Raw genomic sequence first — 17,436 nt, 5'->3', positions numbered from 1 at the left:
TAATGATTAGTTGGTTAAAAGGTGAAATAGTACATAAGTGGAAAACATCCACCAAAAAAGGTCTTGTACTAAATGTTGGTGGCATTGGTTATGAAATACAAGTATTACCAAAACACTTAGAAGATGTTGAAGTCTTTAATGAGATTGAATTATGGATTCACCAAATAGATCGTGAAGATGGTACAAGCTTATATGGTTTTATAAAGGTTAATCAAAGAGATTTATTTAGAGAAATCATCAGTGTAAATGGTGTAGGTCCCCAAATTGGAATAGCGATGTTAGATGACTTTGAAGTTTTTCAATTAGTTAATGCAATAGAAAATAAAGAATCTAATTTATTAACAAAAACTCAAGGAATAGGTAAACGTATCGCAGAGAGATTAATAGTTGAGCTAAGAAACAAACTTCATAGATTTATAGATAGTAATGAAACAAATCATAACAATAAAAAAGACAAAGAGCCTAATCAGTTTTCTAAATATATTGATGAAATATATCTAATTCTGAATTCACTTGGCTATGTTGATAATGAAATAAAAAATTCAATAAAAATCATAACAACCAACGAAAAAGAAAATTCTTTATTACTCAACTCTCTATCATCAGAAGAGAAAGCAAAGCTAATGGATAAACATCTCAAAGAGATTCTTATGAAATTGAGTGAAAAGAGTACTTGATAGAAGGCTAGGGATTAAATTAGACTTCGAAAGCTAGAAAAGCTAAATCAAATGTCACTAGGCACAGAAGAGAAACAAAAGCTAATCAACACACATCAAGTACACCCAACTGATACGGGTTCAGTAGAAGTCCAAGTGGCGATGCTTACAACAAGAATCTCAAAATTAAGCAAACATCTTCAGGGGAACATACATGATTTCTCCTCAAGACAAGGATTGCTTAAAATGATTGGTCAGCGTAAAAGACTTTTAGGTTATGTACGGACTAAAAGTGAAAAAAGATATACAGAGCTTATTGAAAAATTAGCAATTAGAGGATAATGAGTTGTATTGGATTTCTAGAAGCTAATGAAAGCTGAAAAAAAAAACAAAAAGGAACAACCTAAAGAAGTAAAAATAGGATTCTCCAGTAATAACTCAGCTCCAAAAATAGTTTCAAAGAAATCTTCAAAAAGTACTAATAAGAATTCAAGCATTCCAAGCTATGTTGCAAATAGAATGGCAAGGAGAATAGCTTTTACAACAGGTATTCCAACATTAAGTGGTATGGGAGTTTTTATTGGAAGTTATTTTTTAATAAGCAAAGGTATTGCTGATATATCTCCAACACTCACTCTAGTCAGTTCAGCGATATGTTTTCTCATTGGCTTATTAGGATTAAGTTATGGAATACTCTCTGCGAGTTGGGATTTTAATCCAGGAAGTTTTCTTGGTTTTGAAAATATAAAACCAAACATCAATAGGATGAAAGACGCATTCAAAACAAGTCAAAAAGATATTACTAGTTAAAAAAAAAATTTAAATTACAAGACTTTGACTTGTTCTCGCCATAAAGGAATTCTTAGACAAAGAATCTAAAGCCAAGTCAGTATCTTTTACACAGAATTGATCGCCTAACCTTACATACCTAGTATTGTCATTGTCCTTAAGGCAGGCTACGACGGGGATACGAACGCCTAATTCATTTCTAGCGGGTCTAATATTTGAAAGACATTCTCTTAATTTATGCTGAACATTGATATCAGCAGCTTGTTCAGGGCGTAGATCTATCAAAAGAAATCTTAAATCATCAATTTCACGACAATCATCAATAATCAATTGAACATTTTCATCTCTCCTATCGACGCTGCCCCAAATCAATAATCTAGATTCAACCATCAAATGATCAGACAATCTTTCATAACTTTTGGGGAAGACAACCGCTTCACAAGAACCAGTTAAATCCTCTAGTTGAATAATCGCCATTCTGTCACCTTTTCTAGTTGTGACTTGTCTCATCTCTGGAATCATTGCTATTACACTAACCTTTGACTTATCCTTCTGTTCTTCTAAAGAGCCAAGGCTGATTGGAGCAATCAATTTCGCAGGTTCTGAAAGTTGCTTCAAAGGATGATCGGATAGATAGAAGCCAACATGCTCTTTTTCTAATTTAAGCTTCTCTGAGGGAGGGTACTCTTTAACTGGATTTGCCTTTGGAGCAGATGAATAATCATCAGTCGATGATGATTCATTATTTATCGAAGATGAGAGATCAAAAAGGTTTCCTTGGCCGCTAATTCTATCTTTTGCCCTTGAAGAAGCCCATTCAATAGTTAAATCCAAATCAGCAATAAGCTGACCGCGATTTGCATTTTCTTCAAGACAATCAAGAGCTCCTGAATGTATCAAAGCCTCAAGTCCTCTTCGGTTAATAGCACTCAGGGAAATTCGGTCACAGAATTCTGCTAATGAACTAAATTCGCCATCTTCATCTCTAGAGGTAATAATTTTTCTAATTGCACCATCACCCAAATTTTTAACAGCTGAAAAACCAAAAAGAATTGAATTTTCATTTGGAGTAAAATCAACCCCAGAGGTATTTATATTTGGTGGCATTACATTTATGCCCATTGAATTACAGTTAGAAATGTATCTTTGAACCTTGTCAGCCGAGCCAGCATTAACAGTAAGTAATGCCGCCATGTAGGCGACAGGATAATGTGCTTTCAAATAAGCAGTTTGATAGGTAACCGCTCCATAAGCAGTTGAATGACTTTTGTTAAAGCAATATTCAGCAAATAAAACCATTTGATCAAATAACTGTTCAGCAACAATGGCAGAAACTCCATTCTTAACTGCCCCATCAACAAAAAGAGTTCTATGACGCTGCATTTCGGATACTTTTTTCTTCCCCATTGCCCTTCTTAATAAATCTGCTTGACCAAGCGAATATCCTGCTAAATCCTGAGCGATCTTCATGATCTGCTCTTGATAGACCATGATTCCATAAGTTTCACTTAAAATAGGTTCAAGTGATTGATGCTGAAAATCAATACTTTCCTTACCATGTTTTCTATTTATAAATTTAGGAATTAATCCTGCATCAAGAGGACCAGGACGGTAAAGCGCAAGAATTGAAGAAATATCCTCCAGAGATGATGGCTTTAGATCTTTTACTATTTGTCTCATTCCACTAGATTCAAGTTGAAAGATTCCTTCTAAATCGCCCCTAGAAAGTAATTCAAATGTTTTTTCATCTGTAAAAGGCAATGAATCAGGATCTAATCTCTCACCAATTGATTTCTCAACTAAATTAATTGTCTTTTCTATCATTGTAAGATTTCTAAGTCCTAAAAAGTCCATCTTCAAAAGGCCAAGTGATTCAATATCTTCCATAAAATATTGAGTGATTATTTGTCCATCATTATTTCGTTGAAGAGGAACTAAATTATCAAGTGAATTAGCCGCTATAACTACACCTGCTGCATGCACACCAAAAGTCTTATTTGTTCCTTCTATCCTCATTGCCATATCAACCCATTTCTTTACTTTTGAATCATTGTTGTATTTTTCATAGAATTCCTTATTTGGCGATTCCTTTGAAATCATTGATGACAATTTTGCAGGTTTACCCCTTACAACTGGAATTAATTTCGCCAAACGATCTGCATCTCCATAGGGAATATCAAGTACACGAGCAACATCTTTCAAAACAGCCTTAGATGTCATTCTGTTAAATGTAATTATCTGTGCAACTTTGTCTTCACCATACTTATTAGTAACATAATCGATAACTTCTCCACGTCTTTCAATACAAAAGTCAGTGTCAATATCAGGCATAGACTTCCTCTCAGGATTGAGAAATCTTTCAAATAACAACCCATTTTCAACTGGATCAATATTAGTTATGTGAAGAGAAAAAGCCACTAGAGAGCCTGCTGCTGATCCTCTACCAGGACCTACAGGAATATTTTGTTCTCTTGCAAATCTTATATAATCCCAGACAACAAGAAAATATGTGGGGAAACCCATTTGTTCAATAACTTTTAGCTCATACTCAAGTCTTTCCTTGTAAACATTTGGGAAATTATTAAATTCTGAAATATCTAATATTTCTCTCAAACCATTGATAGTTATCTCTTTAAGATATTCGATTGGTTTATATCCATTAGGTATAGGAAAATTTGGCATCTTATAAGTGCCTAATATCTTATATTCTTCAACCTTGTCTGATAGTTTAACTGTATTTTCTATTGCACTATTAATTATATTCTTGTCTAAATGATCAGTAAATAAACATCTCATTTCCTCCTCAGATTTAATATATTCTGTACCTGTATATCTTAATCTTTTATGATCACTAATTAATTTTCCAGTCAAGACACAAATCAGTGCGTCATGCGCTTCAATATCGTTCTTTGATAGATAATGTGCGTCATTGGTAGCAATGATTTGGATATCAAGTTCTTTAGATATTTTGACTATTTCACTATTAACAATTCTATCTTCAATGGATCCATGGTCTTGAATTTCTAGGTAAAAATCATCACCCAAAATTTCTTTATACCAAGAAGCTACTTCCCTAGCTACATCATTTCTACCTTTTAATATCGCTTGTGGAATTTCACCGCCTAGACAAGCTGTTGAACAAATTAAACCCTCACTATATTTTTTAAATAAAGCCTTATCTATGCATGGCCTTGAAAATATACCTCTTCCCCTTACACCATTCAAATGACTAAGGGTTGTTAATTTTACTAGATTTTCATAACCTATCTGGTTTTTCGCAACAACCACAAGATGATATCTTTTCTCCTTTTTGGGTTGAGGGTCATCAATTGAACCGTTAATGACGTACATCTCATTGCCAATAATTGGCTTTATATTTGCTGCCTTACATAACTTCAATAATTCAATAGCTCCATACATTACCCCATGATCGGTAAGGGCTAAAGCTGGCATACCCAATTCCTTTGCCCTTTGTACCATCAAAGGGAGTTGACTAGCTCCATCAAGAAGGCTGTAATCACTATGATTATGTATTGGAACAAAAGACATTAATATCCTACAGAGCTACGCTGCATGTAGTGTAGCGACAATTATATAATCCACATAAAGTGGTTTAATCTTTATAACGTGAAATCCGTCTTAGGTCTATTTTTATAAACCGCAGCAGCGTCTTCAAATTGACTAGCGACTTGAAGCAGCTTAGCTTCTTCAAAAACATTACCTATTAGCTGTAATCCTATTGGAAGACCAGATTTATCAAACCCGCATGGCAAGCTAATAGCTGGTAACCCAGCCAGATTTGCTGGAATAGTTAATAAATCTGATAAATACATTGCCATCGGATTGTCAATATTTTCTCCAGAGCCAAAAGCAGTAGTGGGGGCCGTGGGAGCCAACAAAATATCTACTTTTTTGAAAGCATCGTCAAAGTCTCTACGTATCAAAGTTCGAACTTGCTGAGCTTTCTTGTAGTAAGCATCGACATAACCTGCAGAAAGAGCATAAGTACCTATAAGAATTCTTCGTTTAACTTCACTTCCAAAACCAAGCGCTCGACTTTTGGAGGTCATTTCTATAAGAGATTGTTCATCATCAGTGCGGAATCCATATTTGACACCGTCATATCTAGCTAAATTCGCTGAAGCTTCAGATGGGGCAATAACGTAATAGGTGGCAATTCCATCATTAAAGCGAGGGCAAGAAACACTGATAATCTCGGCACCTAAGTTTTCAAGCAGCGAGGCAGATGCAAGAACAGATTCCTTAACATCAGTCGCCAAACCTTCATGATCAAAGCAGTTGTCAATCAAACCTATTTTCAGACCCTTAATTGACTTAGAAAGGGTTTCTAAATAATTGGGAACAGGAATATCAACAGTAGTTGAATCAAACTCATCTTTACCAGAAATTACTTGCAAAATTTCAGCTGCATCTACAACGTTATTTGCAAATGGACCAACCTGATCTAAAGAGCTTGCAAAAGCTATTAATCCCCATCGACTCACGCGCCCATAAGTTGGTTTCATTCCAACCACCCCGCAAAATGCTGCTGGTTGTCGAATTGAACCACCAGTATCTGAACCAAGTGAGCCATAACACAATCCAGCAGCAACAGAAGCCGCGCTACCTCCAGAGCTACCTCCAGGAACTTTTGTTATGTTCCATGGATTTAAAGTAGGACCAAATGCAGAGGTTTCTGTAGAACTCCCCATAGCAAATTCATCCATATTTGTCTTGCCTATCATTATTGCTCCAGCTTTCAAAAGCCTTTTGGTGACTGTTGACTCATATGGGGGAACAAAATTACCAAGAATCTTGCTTGCGCAAGTTGTTTTAATGCCTTTAGTACAAAGGTTATCTTTGATGGCCAATGGTATACCCGATAAAATCGGGAGCGAATCGCCAGAGGCAATTTGTTTATCTACATGGTCAGCATTACTTAATGCCTGATCGACATTAACCGTTAGAAAGGAATTCAGAGTTGTATCTAATTTCTTTATTCGATTTATTTTTTCTTGAACAAGCTCTTTGCATGAGACTTCACCACTTTTCAATTTCTGGCGTAAGTCTGCAAAAGTCATTATTAAATTATGAAAAAAATATTTTTAAGCTTATGACGTTAGAGGCTCATTACGGCGACACCTAATTAAACTATGACTTATTTTCTGAGGTGACTCTGCAGAAAGATCTTCGACAAATCCATTTAATCTGACTTTCAAGCTGCGACGAGTAAGAAATGGACCAAACCAATAAGTTACCTCAGGTTGAATTGTCTCAACCTTGGCCCACCAGGCCAAGCCAAAACTATTACCTAAGCTTCGAAGAGCCCTAATGGGACCCATAAGTAGACTGCGTTTAATTTATTATAGTTTCTTAACGTGATTTTTATCAAAGAAAAAAGGAATATTATGTTCACTTGATGATGAAACATTTATTAGAAGCAAAAAAATATTGAATATAAAAAGCTGTGGGTAATGTAATTAGATATATAATTTGATAATGAAGTATTAAAAATTATAGTAAAACTATAAAAAATATTTTCTCCTTTTCAAGATTAAAATAAAAGTTATTAGTTATTAGTTTCATTAGAAATCTGAGGTTTTTGTAATCTAGGTGATGGGTCTTGTCCTGATAGTGTTCGCATCCATCTTGATCTAGCTACTTCATATAAGAAAATAGAAGTAGCAACTGATGCATTGAGGCTTGTAGTCACTCCTTTAAGAGGAATCCTTGCCAACTGATCACATAACCTTCTCGTTATTAGGGAAATTCCTTTATCTTCAGACCCAACTACTACTACTAATGGCCCTTGGTATTTAATTTCAGACAAAGTTGAAGGTCCTTCCTCTGCGAGGCCCACTACGGTATAACCTGCATCTTTCAATTTCTCCAAAGCCCTATTTAAATTTACAACTCTTGCCACAGGAAGATGTTCCAAAGCTCCGGCAGCAACTTTTGCCACTGATCCAGTTAAACCAGCACTGCGTCTTTGAGGAAGTATTAAACCTTGAGCACCTAAGGCCTCTGCTGATCGAATTATTGCCCCAAGATTCTGAGGATCAGTTAACCCATCTAAAGCTAGAAGCAATGATGAATCTCCAAAAGCTTTGCATGCATCAATTAAATTTTTCAAATCATGTGTTTTTGATGCGGCAATTTGTAAAACTATCCCTTGATGAACTGCTCCATTAGTAAGTTGACCAAGCCTGGACCAAGAAACTTCTTCAACCAAGACCCCAGAAGCTTTCGAATCTTTGAGAAGCTGAAAAAACTTTGGAGAACTGCGTAATTCTGAGGTACACCAAATTCTATGAATTGCTCTGCCAGCCAAAAGAGCTGCCTCGGTTGAATGACGACCCCAAATCAAATCATCACTTAAAGTTTTGGTAAAACTTTCCGAATATGAAAGTGGGTCTTTATTTTCGACTCTTCTAGAATTATAAGTTCCACGAGTATTTTGATTTCCGTATGAGGGGTTAGCCGATTTTCTCTCGAATCGGTTAGATCCTCGGTAACTGTTATTTTCTTGAGTATTTTGATTTCTGTATGACGAGTTAGTCGATTTTCTCTCAAATCGATTAGATCCTTTGAATGTATAGTTTGACTGATGACTACTTCTTGATCGTTCAGAAGATTCTTTATCTGAAGAATATTGATTTACTTGATCGGAGGGAAGACGATTAATTTTATTATTTGTTCTTCTGCGATCTTTAAAGTTTGATTTCTTAGCATCTTTATCCTGACGATAATAATCACCACTTCGTTTATCAAATGAAGAGTTTTTGGAATTACTATTGTCTTTATTGAAACGATAACTCATTTTATAAGAACTATTTTCTAGTTAATAGGTCGATCAAGAAGATCAAATAAATCTGCAAGCCGGTTTGGATTTTTTAAAAACAACCATCCAACAATAGTCTCAAATCCGGTAGCAATTGCATATGTGGCTGCATCTACATTTTTAGGACCTCTCCCAGCCTTATTTCTGCCTTTTCTAAGAAAATCCTTTTCAATATCAGTAAGGTATGGCTCTATTTCTCTAATTGCCCTGGCTTGACTGGATGCATTTACCTCTTTGACGACAGCATTATGAAGATCCTTTGATCGCATTGGACTACTGCAATATCGCAACCTTTGATGCATCTCCCATACTGCATCCCCTAGCCAGGCAAGTTGCAAAGGGCCCAATCCATCAGGAGAAATGGATGATTTGCAAGAGCGAATCCAATTAGTCAAGCTGATAACTTACTAATTGCAGTATTCAAATCTGGTACTAAATGTAGGAATTCTTCTAGGCGAACAAGTTTAATCGTTTGAATAACTCGCGGGTTCCCTACAACATTAAAGGCTCTTTTCGATTGAGAACATTTTTTAGCAGCTTGAACCATTGCCCCTAGTCCACAAGAATCAATGAAATCAATATTGGTTAAATCAATAACTACTGATAGCTGATTTGAACCTAAAACTTCATTGATATATGTAGTGAATTGCTTCTCTGAATAGGCATCCAGTTGACCAGTGAAATTTAACACCAAACAACCATTTTGCTGGTTGTGACCACCTCTAAGAGAAACAGTAAGTCGTTGTAATTCAGCTATGGGATTAGTCCCCTATGACTTCTTGATGGAAGTGTAGTGATAGAAACCAAATTAATCCACGATTCTTCGTCGTTCTTCTATTAAGGTTACGAAATGATTAAAATGGTGATCAGCGTCATGAGGGCCAGGGCTTGCCTCAGGGTGATATTGCACACCAAAGAAAGGCCTATCTATTACTGAAATAGCAGCGACTGTTTGGTCATTTAAATTGAATCGGGTAATTTTTACTTTTTCGGAATTTAAAGATTCAGAATTAAGAGCAAAGCCATGATTTTGACTTGTAATTTCAACTTTTCCATTCAATCCACACGGGTGATTCAGTCCTCTGTGTCCATAGGAAAGTTTAAAAGTTTTCCCACCAAGAGCCAATCCTAGAATTTGATGCCCTAAACAGATTCCAAAAACAGGAAGTTTTTCGTATTCAATTAATTTCTTAGCAAGTTCAATACCACAATCAACTGAGGATGGATCACCAGGGCCATTGGAAAGGAAAACACCCTCAGGAGACAAAGATAAAACGTCGGAAATTGAAGAATTTGATGGCAACACAGTCACTTCACAACCGTGAGCTACTAATCGATCCAAAATCGATTGCTTTATTCCAAAATCTATAGCCACAATATTATATGGTTTGTTTTTTATATTTTTAATCCTCTTATCGAATGAAACAAGACAAGATGAATTAACCTTATAAGTGTTCTTAGTTGTTACTTTATCTACAAGATTTAAACCGCTCATAGAGGGTGATTTTTTTAAAATTGAAAACAACTCGGCAATCGAAAGGTTGGACTCTGATGAGATGATTCCATTCAAAGAACCAGACTCTCTGAGATGCCTTACTAGGGCTCTTGTATCTACACTATGAATTCCAATAACATTTTCGTCCTTCAACCATTTCTCAAACAAATTTTCATGCCTCCAGTTACTAGAAGTAGTTGATATTTGTCTAGTAATAACACCCTTTACAGAAGGATGTGCTGATTCATTATCCTCAGAATTAACTCCTGTATTGCCGATCTCTGGGTACGTAAATGTAATTAGTTGTCCATAATAGCTTGGATCAGTTATAACCTCCTGATATCCTGTCATACCAGTATTGAATACCACTTCTCCAGAAATAGTTCCTACTGCACCAAAAGATATTCCTTCAAAATAGGTGCCATCCTCTAATAATAATATTGCAGAGCAATCAGTATCAATAAACATAAGTAATAGAATTTATGAGGTTAAAAGAATTAGGTGGCTAAAAAATCTTTTAACTTATTAAAGAGAAGCCATGATTTATCTGTATTCAAACAATCTAAAGATCGTTTAACACCTAAAAGCAAATCATCTTCAGCCCCAGAGACCCATAAAACAAGCGCTGTATTTAATGCTACGACTTCTTTATGATATTTGTTTCCTTCTCCTTTAAGTAAAGAAATTAAAATTTTAGAATTAGTTTCCAAATCATCACCTTTTAAACTTTCATTAGAAATTTCAGTAAGCCCAAGAGCACTAGGATTGATAGTTTCAGATCTAATAATGTCTTTATCTAAGAAACGAAATTGATTAGGCCCAGCTAGTGAAGCCTCATCAAGCCCACCTGCACCATGTACCACTACTGCTCGTTTGAGTCCCAGCCCTTTTAAAGCTATAGATATTGGATCAAGCAAATCAGCTTTAGCTACTCCTAATACTTGTGACTTAGGCCTAAGAGGGTTAACTAATGGGCCCAAAAGATTAAAAACGGTTCTAACTCCTAAGCTTTTTCTCAAAGGAGCAAGATTTACCAATGAGGGATGCCAAGAAGGAGCAAAAAGAAATGTAATTCCAAAATTTTTTAAAGCTTCAACGACTTTTTCCGAGGAGACATTTAGAGGTAATCCCAATTTTTCTAATACGTCAGCTGATCCAACTTTTCCACTTGCACTACGATTTCCGTGTTTTGCAATTTTCACTCCTAAAGCAGCTGAGACAAAAGCAACCGCCGTGGAAATATTGAATGTATTAGCCCCATCTCCGCCAGTTCCACAAGTATCAACCAAATCAAAAGATGGAAGTTCTGAATGGGTTATTGATGCATTTCGAAGGATTTTTGCCATTGCCGAAAGTTCATCTCCAGAAACCCCCTTTGCTCTAAATGCAGCTAATAATGCACCTGTTTGAACTGGTTCAATTTTATTTTTAAGCCAAGAATTCATTAAATAATTAGATTGCTCTTCATTTAAATCATTGGCTGAAAGAAGTGATTCAAGAATTACTGAAAAAGTTATAGGGTTTAATGGGTTCATTTATTTGAAAAATGCCAGGGTGCTATTCAATCCAGGCAAAATATTTTTTATAACTTAATCATTAATATATCCATTATCGAAGTTATTTAAATAAAAAAATAATTTCCTAACATTAAGATTGGGAGGAATCTGAGGTATCAAAGCCAGATCCAACGTTATCGGGACTTGAGTGACTTGTAGGACGAAATCCTTCCGACCAGATTTTTCTTGTTATTTCCTCTAATTCATCTCGTTTAATACTCCATTTTTTTAATAATTTATCCATGTCAGAATTAAGATCTTCGGCACCTATGAAATCTTGATAGCGAATTATTAATCTTGCCAACTCAACGTAGTTATTAGAAGTTGGGGAATCTATGGCACATAAACGATCAAGATTTTCACGGTCTGTTGTATACAGCGGATGATTTTGAGCCTCGTTCATAAATTAGTTAAATTCAATTTTGCTCACGTCCATAGGCTTATATTGCCTAGGCTACTGAGCATATTAATAAAAGAATGGCTGCATTAAAATTAGATCTAGTAAAAAACTACTTGAGACCACACAAAAAGAAGCTAATACTTGGCGCTTTTTGTTTGATTTTTGTAAATATTTTGAGTGTTGCCATACCTATGGAAGTTAGAAATATTGTTGATGATCTAAAGGAAGGATTTACATTTTCATATGTTTTCAATAAGTCAGCATGGTTAATACTCTTAGCCACAGTAATGGGAGGAGCAAGATTATTATCACGGCAACTTGTATTTGGAGTTGGAAGACAAGTAGAAGTTTCATTAAGACAAAAATTATTTGATCGCATGCTGGAACAAGATCCAGGATGGGTTCAAACCATCGGGACTGGAGAAGTAATAACAAGAGCCACCAGCGATCTAGAAAACATTCGAAGATTGCTTGGTTTTACTGTTCTTAGTCTTACAAACACATTTTTGGCATACACTTTCACATTGCCAGCAATGTTGAGCATAGATCCGTTTTTAACCTTTTTTGCCATATCTGTCTATCCAGTTTTGCTCGGCACCGTAGGATTATTCGGTGGAAGAATGGTCAAACAAAGAAAGAAGCAACAAAAAGCTTTATCAGAATTAAGTGAATTAATCCAAGAAGATCTATCTGGTATTAGCGCCATTAAAATTTATGGTCAAGAAGAAGCTGAACAAAAAGAATTTAAGAAATTAAATATTAGATATAGAGATGCTGCAATTAATTTAGCAAGAACTGCAAGTACTTTATTTCCACTTCTTCAAGGTCTATCTTCAATATCTTTGCTTTTACTTATTGCGATTGGGAGTGGTCGACTAAACAGTGGAAGTCTAACAGTAGGAGGATTAGTAGCTTTAATTCTATTTGTAGAAAGACTAGTTTTCCCAACGGCACTACTAGGTTTTACACTTAATACTTTTCAATTAGGCCAAGTAAGTTTAGAAAGAGTAGAAGAACTTTTAAATCATGAACCAACAATTAAAGACAAAGACAATACGTTCAACATATCTAAACCTATATTAGGCAAGTTAGAAGCTAGAAACTTATCAATAAAGTATAAAGATTCTCCTAGAAAAATACTTAATGAAATTTCTTTTAAAATAAATCCAGGAGAAATAGTTGCTTTAGTTGGTCCTGTCGGTTGCGGAAAAACTACGTTAGCAAGAGCTTTAGGAAGAATGATAAATATCAAAGAAGGGACATTATTTTTAGATGACAATGATGTCACTTATTTAAAACTAAAACAGCTAAGAAGCAATATTGCTTTAGTACCTCAAGAGGGATATCTTTTTACAGAAACACTTACAGAAAATATTAGATACGGAAATCCAAATGCTTCAATATCGAAAGTCCAGGAATCAGCTTACGAAGCACGAATGACAGAAGACATTAAAGGTTTTCCTGATGGTTTTAAAACTCTTGTCGGTGAAAGGGGCATAACTCTCAGCGGTGGGCAAAGACAACGAACAGCCCTAAGTAGGGCATTATTAGTAAATTCAAAAATAATCATTCTCGATGATGCCTTAGCAAGTGTAGACAACAAAACAGCATCAGCAATACTTCAAACGATAAAGAACCAATACAATAAAACAGTCCTAATGATTAGTCATCAATTATCAGCAGCGGCATCGTGTGATCGCATATTAGTGATGAAGGACGGGAGAATCGTGCAGGAAGGGACTCATAAAGACTTAATTATGAAAGAGGGTCTGTATAAAAGCATGTGGGAAAGAGAAAAAGCTAAAGAGCAACTTCAGTCAGATGATTAATCATTACTTATTATATTTTTTTAATTAATCTAAATTAATTTAGATATAAGATATGAGAACTATTTCATAGAGATAATTAATTAATCATGAGCGCGTTAACAAAATATAAACTTATTTGCGATCTTGCATTTGGTGATATTTATATACAAATCCTTGCATGGATGGGTGTGATTTTTGTAAGTCTTGCTGCAGGCCTTGCATTAATGGGCTCATCAAGACCTATTTTTGCTCTCCTGGGTGTTGGTTTAATCCTTGTATTAAGCCTTCCTTTCTTATTATTTGCATTTGTTACTACATTAATTAATCATATAAAAATAGAAACTATAAATTAAGATTATGATTAAAAAAATCGGTGAATATTTATCATTAATAATTGGGAAGCTATATTCTAAAAGAAGTCTAGAAATACAAAATAAGAAAGTGCTCCATACAATATTAAAAGCTGAACTATTCGCACAACCAAAAGAAAGTGAGGAAGAAATACTTTTTGGATGCGGCTGTTTTTGGGGGGCAGAGAAAGGTTTCTGGAGGTTGCCAGGTGTAGTAAATACTGCCGTTGGCTATGCTGGGGGAGAGAGGGAAAATCCGAACTATAGAGAAGTATGTTCTGGCCTAACAGGTCACACTGAAGTCGTGAGAGTTGTTTGGAATAATAATAAAATTGATCTAAGCGATCTACTAAAATTATTCTGGGAATGCCATGATCCAACACAAGGCAATCGTCAGGGTAATGATTGTGGAAGCCAATATAGATCTGCGATTTATACAACAAGCAAAGAACAACTAACTAAAGTAACAGAAAGCAAAAATAGTTATCAAAAAGAGTTAGAAAATAATGGATTTGGAGAAATCACTACAGAGATTAAGAATGGAATTATGTTTTATTTTGCTGAGGATTATCATCAACAATATCTAGCTAAGCCTGGTAGCAGACCATATTGCTCAGCCATGCCAACCAAGGTAAAATTTAAAGACTTTACTGGGGCAAACTTTAAACTAAATGAAAAAGTTTGGACCAACTATAATTGGGATATAAGTCATTGTATTCTTAGAGGCGATAATACACAGATCGAATCAAATTTATAATGAATGATCAATTACCTGATAAAACGGTTTTGCTAATAATATTAGCAACGTTGTTGGTAGTATTTTTCTTAGTGTTTAGCTTCAAATCTCCAAAAATTGAACAAGAAAACACAATTCAATGGATGGATAGTTCACTAAATACTGAATTAGTTAATCCAAAATAAAGAAAATTATATTTAACTTTAATTATATTATTTTAAAAATATGAAAAATAATAAATTAGAAAGAAATTTAGAAAGAGCAAGGATAAATATATACAATATTCTTGCAATTTTAATTGTAATTATTCCAGAATACTTTGCAGAGTTAATCTATTCAATCGAAGCATCGCAACATAAAGATATTTTGCCAAATGAGGGGGATGCCTGGGAAAACGATACTGAATTAATACTCTCAAAAATGAATATCTACGAGTTAAGATTAATGGCTAAAAGACTATCTATTCATGGATATTCTAATGAAAATAGGAATTCACTCATTAGACGAATAAATAGAAAGACTAAAAATAGAATTAAATGGAAATCATTAAAAAATGGAACAATCAGCAAGACCTTGTGATAATTTAAAAAAACGGGACGTAGCGCAGCTTGGTAGCGCACCACTTTGGGGTAGTGGGGGTCGTGGGTTCAAATCCCGCCGTTCCGATAGTAGACTAGAAAAATGTATTACTAATCAGTGTCATTGACTAAAGATTGTATTAATTTAGTTGTACTAATCAAAACTGCTAAAAAAACAAAAAGACTTAAAAAAATAATTAATGCAAAGAGATATGGTGGTATATCAATCTCCCCGAAAGAAACAATGAATAAATTAGTTAAAAGCTTCATCATGAACAAATCAATATCATAAATCAATATTAAACCAACAAATATAGAAAATTTAAATTTATAAAGCTGATAATATAAAAATGCCAAAAGCTAAACGATAATAGACAAAAATAAAAGTATTATTTTTAGCTAAGAACTTCAGAAGCAGGTCTATAGCAAATAATGAAGAAAAGAAGGATGAAATAATCCCAAGAACTGTAGGTAGAATATCTGTTGCAGATAATGTTCTAAATAAAGTAAAAAATTCAACTAGTCCGGAAATTGAAATAGCTGGGATCCCAACAAGAAAAGAAAGTCGAGCTGCAGTTTTTCTTTCAATTCCAGAAAGCAAAGCTGAGGTCAAAGTAATACCAGATCTCGATACTCCAGGGATTACAGCAAGTGATTGAGCAAGGCCTAAAAACATAATATCTTTTAAATTAATATCATTAAGTTGCTTTGTTCTTTTACCATAAATTTCCGAAAGTGCTAAGAATAATCCCATAAAAATAGATGTAATAGCTATGGAAAATAAACCTCTTAAGTTCGAATCAGAAAAATAAGGCCAATATAATTTGATAAAAAAACCCAAAATACATATTGGGATGTTGGCTATAAAGATAAAAGTAGCAAGTCTAGTATTATTATCCTTGAAAACTTTACGATGATTAAAATTCAAAAAAAAGGAAACAATAATTGAGCTAATCTGATCTCGAAAATAATAAATAATAGCAACTGCACTTCCTAATTGTATAGAAGCTGAGAAAGAGACGCCAGGATCATTCCATCCAAAGAAATAAGGAACAACTTTTAAATGAGCTGTACTACTAATTGGAAGAAACTCAGTAAGACCTTGAATAATGCCTAAGAAAATTGATTTAAGGTAAATAAATAAATAAGGACTAATGTCTTCGTGCATATTTTGGAAATAATAAAAAAAGGAACTCGTTAATTTTCTTCTAATTTTCAATTAGTATAGATATTATTTCAATAATAAATCATGGGTAAAAAATTTATATTCTCATTAATTCTTGTTCTAACATCATTGGCTGGATTACAAGGAAAGGCTAATGCAGATTACTGGTTAGTAATAGGTAGTTATAGACAAGGTCCTGGAGGAAAACCACAAGTAAGTGGGATCACAAGTCCATCATTATTTGCTATTCCTATGGGGTCTGAAAGGATGTGTATCGAAGCTGGAAAGAAAATCGAGACTGATATCTACAAACCTGTATGGCAATTTGACAGCAAATGGACATGCATCAAAAATTCAAGTAATTAAAGGAAATCGTAATAATGGCTATGAATTGGTTAAAAATTATCATCTCTGTACATCATGAGCACATCCATCTCCTTCATAATCATCGCTATTGTAGTATCCATTCTTAGTGCCAAAAAAAACGGCAGAGACAACGAAAGGTACTGCTACAAAAATTAAAAAATTAGATAAATTCAAATCAATCTAAACAATTTATTTGTATTTAATCTAACAAGAAAATCAATTTTTTTACATTAAAAATCTTTATAAATAATTAATCTATTAAAAAAAGTACCTATTAGCTAAACCTACTAAGTATTGGATCTACTGCAAACTCAATAATGATAAACGTCAGTGTCAACCAAGAAAGGATAAAGAATATAACTAAACTTGGACCTTTGAGAAAAGGTTGAAAATAATTATTAGATCCATCTCCATCTAAAAGAGACTTGCATTCTTTTACCTGTGAATTAGCAAGTCGATAGTAATCTGAACCAGGTAATCTGTTATCAACATATGTTTTCCTAAGATTTTTAATAATCGGTTCAGGTTTTTCGGTAATTAAGAAAGCGATCAATTCTCCAGGTCTTAAATCAATTCTTGTGCGTTCAAGGTTGTTAGTAAAACCAATATTGAATAAATCGCCGTTTTGAATCAAATAGATATATGAAGCCATTTTATCGGCATGTGTAAGATTTATATTTAATGATAATAGTGTGT

At 34.3% G+C, this 17,436-nt stretch carries 20 protein-coding genes and 1 tRNA gene; 9 read left to right on the top strand and 12 right to left on the bottom strand.

The features are described 5' to 3' along the window. The first annotated feature begins 2 nt into the window (after positions 1-2). Genes ruvA through AC6EI0_RS01370 form a run of 3 tightly spaced genes read left to right on the top strand, consistent with a single transcriptional unit; the run spans position 3 to position 1,466 of the window. On the top strand, positions 3-677 hold the full coding sequence (gene ruvA, locus AC6EI0_RS01380) for a Holliday junction branch migration protein RuvA (protein WP_498522734.1): 675 nt from the start codon (positions 3-5) through the stop codon (positions 675-677). Positions 678-728: 51 nt separating this feature from the next. Next, positions 729-998 carry a 30S ribosomal protein S15 gene (rpsO, locus tag AC6EI0_RS01375; protein ID WP_269610248.1) on the top strand — a complete coding sequence of 90 codons (270 nt, stop codon included), beginning with the start codon at positions 729-731 and terminating at the stop codon, positions 996-998. A gap of 27 nt (positions 999-1,025) precedes the next feature. Next, positions 1,026-1,466, top strand: a complete 441-nt coding sequence (locus tag AC6EI0_RS01370) for a photosystem II biosynthesis protein (RefSeq protein WP_498522733.1) — start codon at positions 1,026-1,028, stop codon at positions 1,464-1,466. 9 nt (positions 1,467-1,475) lie between these two features. Here AC6EI0_RS01370 and AC6EI0_RS01365 read toward each other — a convergent pair whose 3' ends face one another. The 9 genes from AC6EI0_RS01365 to AC6EI0_RS01325 form a co-directional block, all read right to left on the bottom strand. Next, the gene (locus AC6EI0_RS01365; RefSeq protein WP_498522732.1) at positions 1,476-4,994 is read right to left on the bottom strand and encodes a DNA polymerase III subunit alpha; all 3,519 of its coding nucleotides are present in this window, start codon (positions 4,992-4,994) and stop codon (positions 1,476-1,478) included. Positions 4,995-5,065: 71 nt separating this feature from the next. Further along, positions 5,066-6,526: an Asp-tRNA(Asn)/Glu-tRNA(Gln) amidotransferase subunit GatA gene (gene gatA, locus AC6EI0_RS01360; protein WP_498522731.1), complete on the bottom strand. Its 1,461-nt coding sequence runs from the start codon at positions 6,524-6,526 to the stop codon at positions 5,066-5,068. 30 nt (positions 6,527-6,556) lie between these two features. Beyond that, complete coding sequence (locus tag AC6EI0_RS01355; RefSeq protein WP_498462645.1) at positions 6,557-6,787, bottom strand: DUF1816 domain-containing protein; 231 nt, start codon at positions 6,785-6,787, stop codon at positions 6,557-6,559. Between the two features lie 227 nt (positions 6,788-7,014). Continuing rightward, on the bottom strand, positions 7,015-8,265 hold the full coding sequence (rlmB, locus tag AC6EI0_RS01350; RefSeq protein WP_498522730.1) for a 23S rRNA (guanosine(2251)-2'-O)-methyltransferase RlmB: 1,251 nt from the start codon (positions 8,263-8,265) through the stop codon (positions 7,015-7,017). 17 nt (positions 8,266-8,282) lie between these two features. Beyond that, positions 8,283-8,681, bottom strand: coding sequence for a Mini-ribonuclease 3 (locus AC6EI0_RS01345; RefSeq protein ID WP_498522729.1), 399 nt, complete (start codon positions 8,679-8,681; stop codon positions 8,283-8,285). Beyond that, entirely contained in the window at positions 8,678-9,043 is a 366-nt protein-coding gene (locus AC6EI0_RS01340) for an STAS domain-containing protein (RefSeq protein ID WP_498521595.1), read from the bottom strand. Before AC6EI0_RS01340 ends, AC6EI0_RS01345 begins: the two co-directional genes overlap by 4 nt. A gap of 51 nt (positions 9,044-9,094) precedes the next feature. Beyond that, on the bottom strand, positions 9,095-10,249 hold the full coding sequence (gene carA, locus AC6EI0_RS01335; protein ID WP_498522728.1) for a glutamine-hydrolyzing carbamoyl-phosphate synthase small subunit: 1,155 nt from the start codon (positions 10,247-10,249) through the stop codon (positions 9,095-9,097). 29 nt (positions 10,250-10,278) lie between these two features. Then, positions 10,279-11,316 carry an anthranilate phosphoribosyltransferase gene (gene trpD / locus AC6EI0_RS01330; RefSeq protein ID WP_498522727.1) on the bottom strand — a complete coding sequence of 346 codons (1,038 nt, stop codon included), beginning with the start codon at positions 11,314-11,316 and terminating at the stop codon, positions 10,279-10,281. Positions 11,317-11,428: 112 nt separating this feature from the next. Then, the gene (locus AC6EI0_RS01325) at positions 11,429-11,740 is read right to left on the bottom strand and encodes a DUF3288 family protein (protein WP_498520838.1); all 312 of its coding nucleotides are present in this window, start codon (positions 11,738-11,740) and stop codon (positions 11,429-11,431) included. Positions 11,741-11,814: 74 nt separating this feature from the next. Here AC6EI0_RS01325 and AC6EI0_RS01320 point away from each other — a divergent pair, with 74 nt between their 5' ends. From AC6EI0_RS01320 to AC6EI0_RS01300, 5 genes are all read left to right on the top strand, one after another. Next, positions 11,815-13,566: an ABC transporter ATP-binding protein gene (locus AC6EI0_RS01320; RefSeq protein WP_498522726.1), complete on the top strand. Its 1,752-nt coding sequence runs from the start codon at positions 11,815-11,817 to the stop codon at positions 13,564-13,566. An 86-nt stretch (positions 13,567-13,652) separates the two neighbouring features. Continuing rightward, complete coding sequence (locus AC6EI0_RS01315) at positions 13,653-13,898, top strand: hypothetical protein (RefSeq protein ID WP_110860620.1); 246 nt, start codon at positions 13,653-13,655, stop codon at positions 13,896-13,898. Between the two features lie 4 nt (positions 13,899-13,902). After that, positions 13,903-14,652 (top strand): peptide-methionine (S)-S-oxide reductase MsrA, encoded by a 750-nt coding sequence (msrA, locus tag AC6EI0_RS01310; RefSeq protein WP_498522725.1) that lies wholly within the window; start codon positions 13,903-13,905, stop codon positions 14,650-14,652. A 204-nt stretch (positions 14,653-14,856) separates the two neighbouring features. Beyond that, positions 14,857-15,210 carry a hypothetical protein gene (locus tag AC6EI0_RS01305; protein ID WP_498522724.1) on the top strand — a complete coding sequence of 118 codons (354 nt, stop codon included), beginning with the start codon at positions 14,857-14,859 and terminating at the stop codon, positions 15,208-15,210. A 13-nt stretch (positions 15,211-15,223) separates the two neighbouring features. After that, positions 15,224-15,297: transfer RNA gene (locus AC6EI0_RS01300), tRNA-Pro, on the top strand. 240 nt (positions 15,298-15,537) lie between these two features. Here AC6EI0_RS01300 and AC6EI0_RS01295 read toward each other — a convergent pair. Further along, on the bottom strand, positions 15,538-16,377 hold the full coding sequence (locus tag AC6EI0_RS01295; RefSeq protein ID WP_498522723.1) for an undecaprenyl-diphosphate phosphatase: 840 nt from the start codon (positions 16,375-16,377) through the stop codon (positions 15,538-15,540). An 81-nt stretch (positions 16,378-16,458) separates the two neighbouring features. On the opposite strand from AC6EI0_RS01295, the gene AC6EI0_RS01290 reads away from it, so the two are divergent. Next, positions 16,459-16,740: a hypothetical protein gene (locus AC6EI0_RS01290; RefSeq protein ID WP_498522722.1), complete on the top strand. Its 282-nt coding sequence runs from the start codon at positions 16,459-16,461 to the stop codon at positions 16,738-16,740. A gap of 39 nt (positions 16,741-16,779) precedes the next feature. Here AC6EI0_RS01290 and AC6EI0_RS01285 read toward each other — a convergent pair whose 3' ends face one another. Then, on the bottom strand, positions 16,780-16,914 hold the full coding sequence (locus AC6EI0_RS01285) for a DUF8629 family protein (protein WP_498462632.1): 135 nt from the start codon (positions 16,912-16,914) through the stop codon (positions 16,780-16,782). 100 nt (positions 16,915-17,014) lie between these two features. Further along, positions 17,015-17,392 carry a GIY-YIG nuclease family protein gene (locus tag AC6EI0_RS01280; RefSeq protein WP_498522721.1) on the bottom strand — a complete coding sequence of 126 codons (378 nt, stop codon included), beginning with the start codon at positions 17,390-17,392 and terminating at the stop codon, positions 17,015-17,017. Positions 17,393-17,436 lie beyond the last annotated feature (44 nt).

Source organism: Prochlorococcus sp. G5PB11, assembly GCF_059772425.1.
This window is presented reverse-complemented; position numbering and strand designations above follow the sequence as displayed.

Excerpts from the sequence above, each read along its gene's own strand:
- ruvA (WP_498522734.1), top strand. The coding sequence starts at position 3 with ATGATTAGTTGGTTAAAAGGTGAAATAGTACATAAGTGGAAAACATCC.
- rpsO (WP_269610248.1), top strand. The coding sequence starts at position 729 with ATGTCACTAGGCACAGAAGAGAAACAAAAGCTAATCAACACACATCAA.
- AC6EI0_RS01370 (WP_498522733.1), top strand. The coding sequence starts at position 1,026 with ATGAAAGCTGAAAAAAAAAACAAAAAGGAACAACCTAAAGAAGTAAAA.
- AC6EI0_RS01365 (WP_498522732.1), bottom strand. The coding sequence starts at position 4,994 with ATGTCTTTTGTTCCAATACATAATCATAGTGATTACAGCCTTCTTGAT.
- gatA (WP_498522731.1), bottom strand. The coding sequence starts at position 6,526 with ATGACTTTTGCAGACTTACGCCAGAAATTGAAAAGTGGTGAAGTCTCA.
- AC6EI0_RS01355 (WP_498462645.1), bottom strand. The coding sequence starts at position 6,787 with ATGGGTCCCATTAGGGCTCTTCGAAGCTTAGGTAATAGTTTTGGCTTG.
- rlmB (WP_498522730.1), bottom strand. The coding sequence starts at position 8,265 with ATGAGTTATCGTTTCAATAAAGACAATAGTAATTCCAAAAACTCTTCA.
- carA (WP_498522728.1), bottom strand. The coding sequence starts at position 10,249 with ATGTTTATTGATACTGATTGCTCTGCAATATTATTATTAGAGGATGGC.
- trpD (WP_498522727.1), bottom strand. The coding sequence starts at position 11,316 with ATGAACCCATTAAACCCTATAACTTTTTCAGTAATTCTTGAATCACTT.
- AC6EI0_RS01325 (WP_498520838.1), bottom strand. The coding sequence starts at position 11,740 with ATGAACGAGGCTCAAAATCATCCGCTGTATACAACAGACCGTGAAAAT.
- AC6EI0_RS01320 (WP_498522726.1), top strand. The coding sequence starts at position 11,815 with ATGGCTGCATTAAAATTAGATCTAGTAAAAAACTACTTGAGACCACAC.
- AC6EI0_RS01315 (WP_110860620.1), top strand. The coding sequence starts at position 13,653 with ATGAGCGCGTTAACAAAATATAAACTTATTTGCGATCTTGCATTTGGT.
- msrA (WP_498522725.1), top strand. The coding sequence starts at position 13,903 with ATGATTAAAAAAATCGGTGAATATTTATCATTAATAATTGGGAAGCTA.
- AC6EI0_RS01305 (WP_498522724.1), top strand. The coding sequence starts at position 14,857 with ATGAAAAATAATAAATTAGAAAGAAATTTAGAAAGAGCAAGGATAAAT.
- AC6EI0_RS01295 (WP_498522723.1), bottom strand. The coding sequence starts at position 16,377 with ATGCACGAAGACATTAGTCCTTATTTATTTATTTACCTTAAATCAATT.
- AC6EI0_RS01290 (WP_498522722.1), top strand. The coding sequence starts at position 16,459 with ATGGGTAAAAAATTTATATTCTCATTAATTCTTGTTCTAACATCATTG.
- AC6EI0_RS01280 (WP_498522721.1), bottom strand. The coding sequence starts at position 17,392 with ATGGCTTCATATATCTATTTGATTCAAAACGGCGATTTATTCAATATT.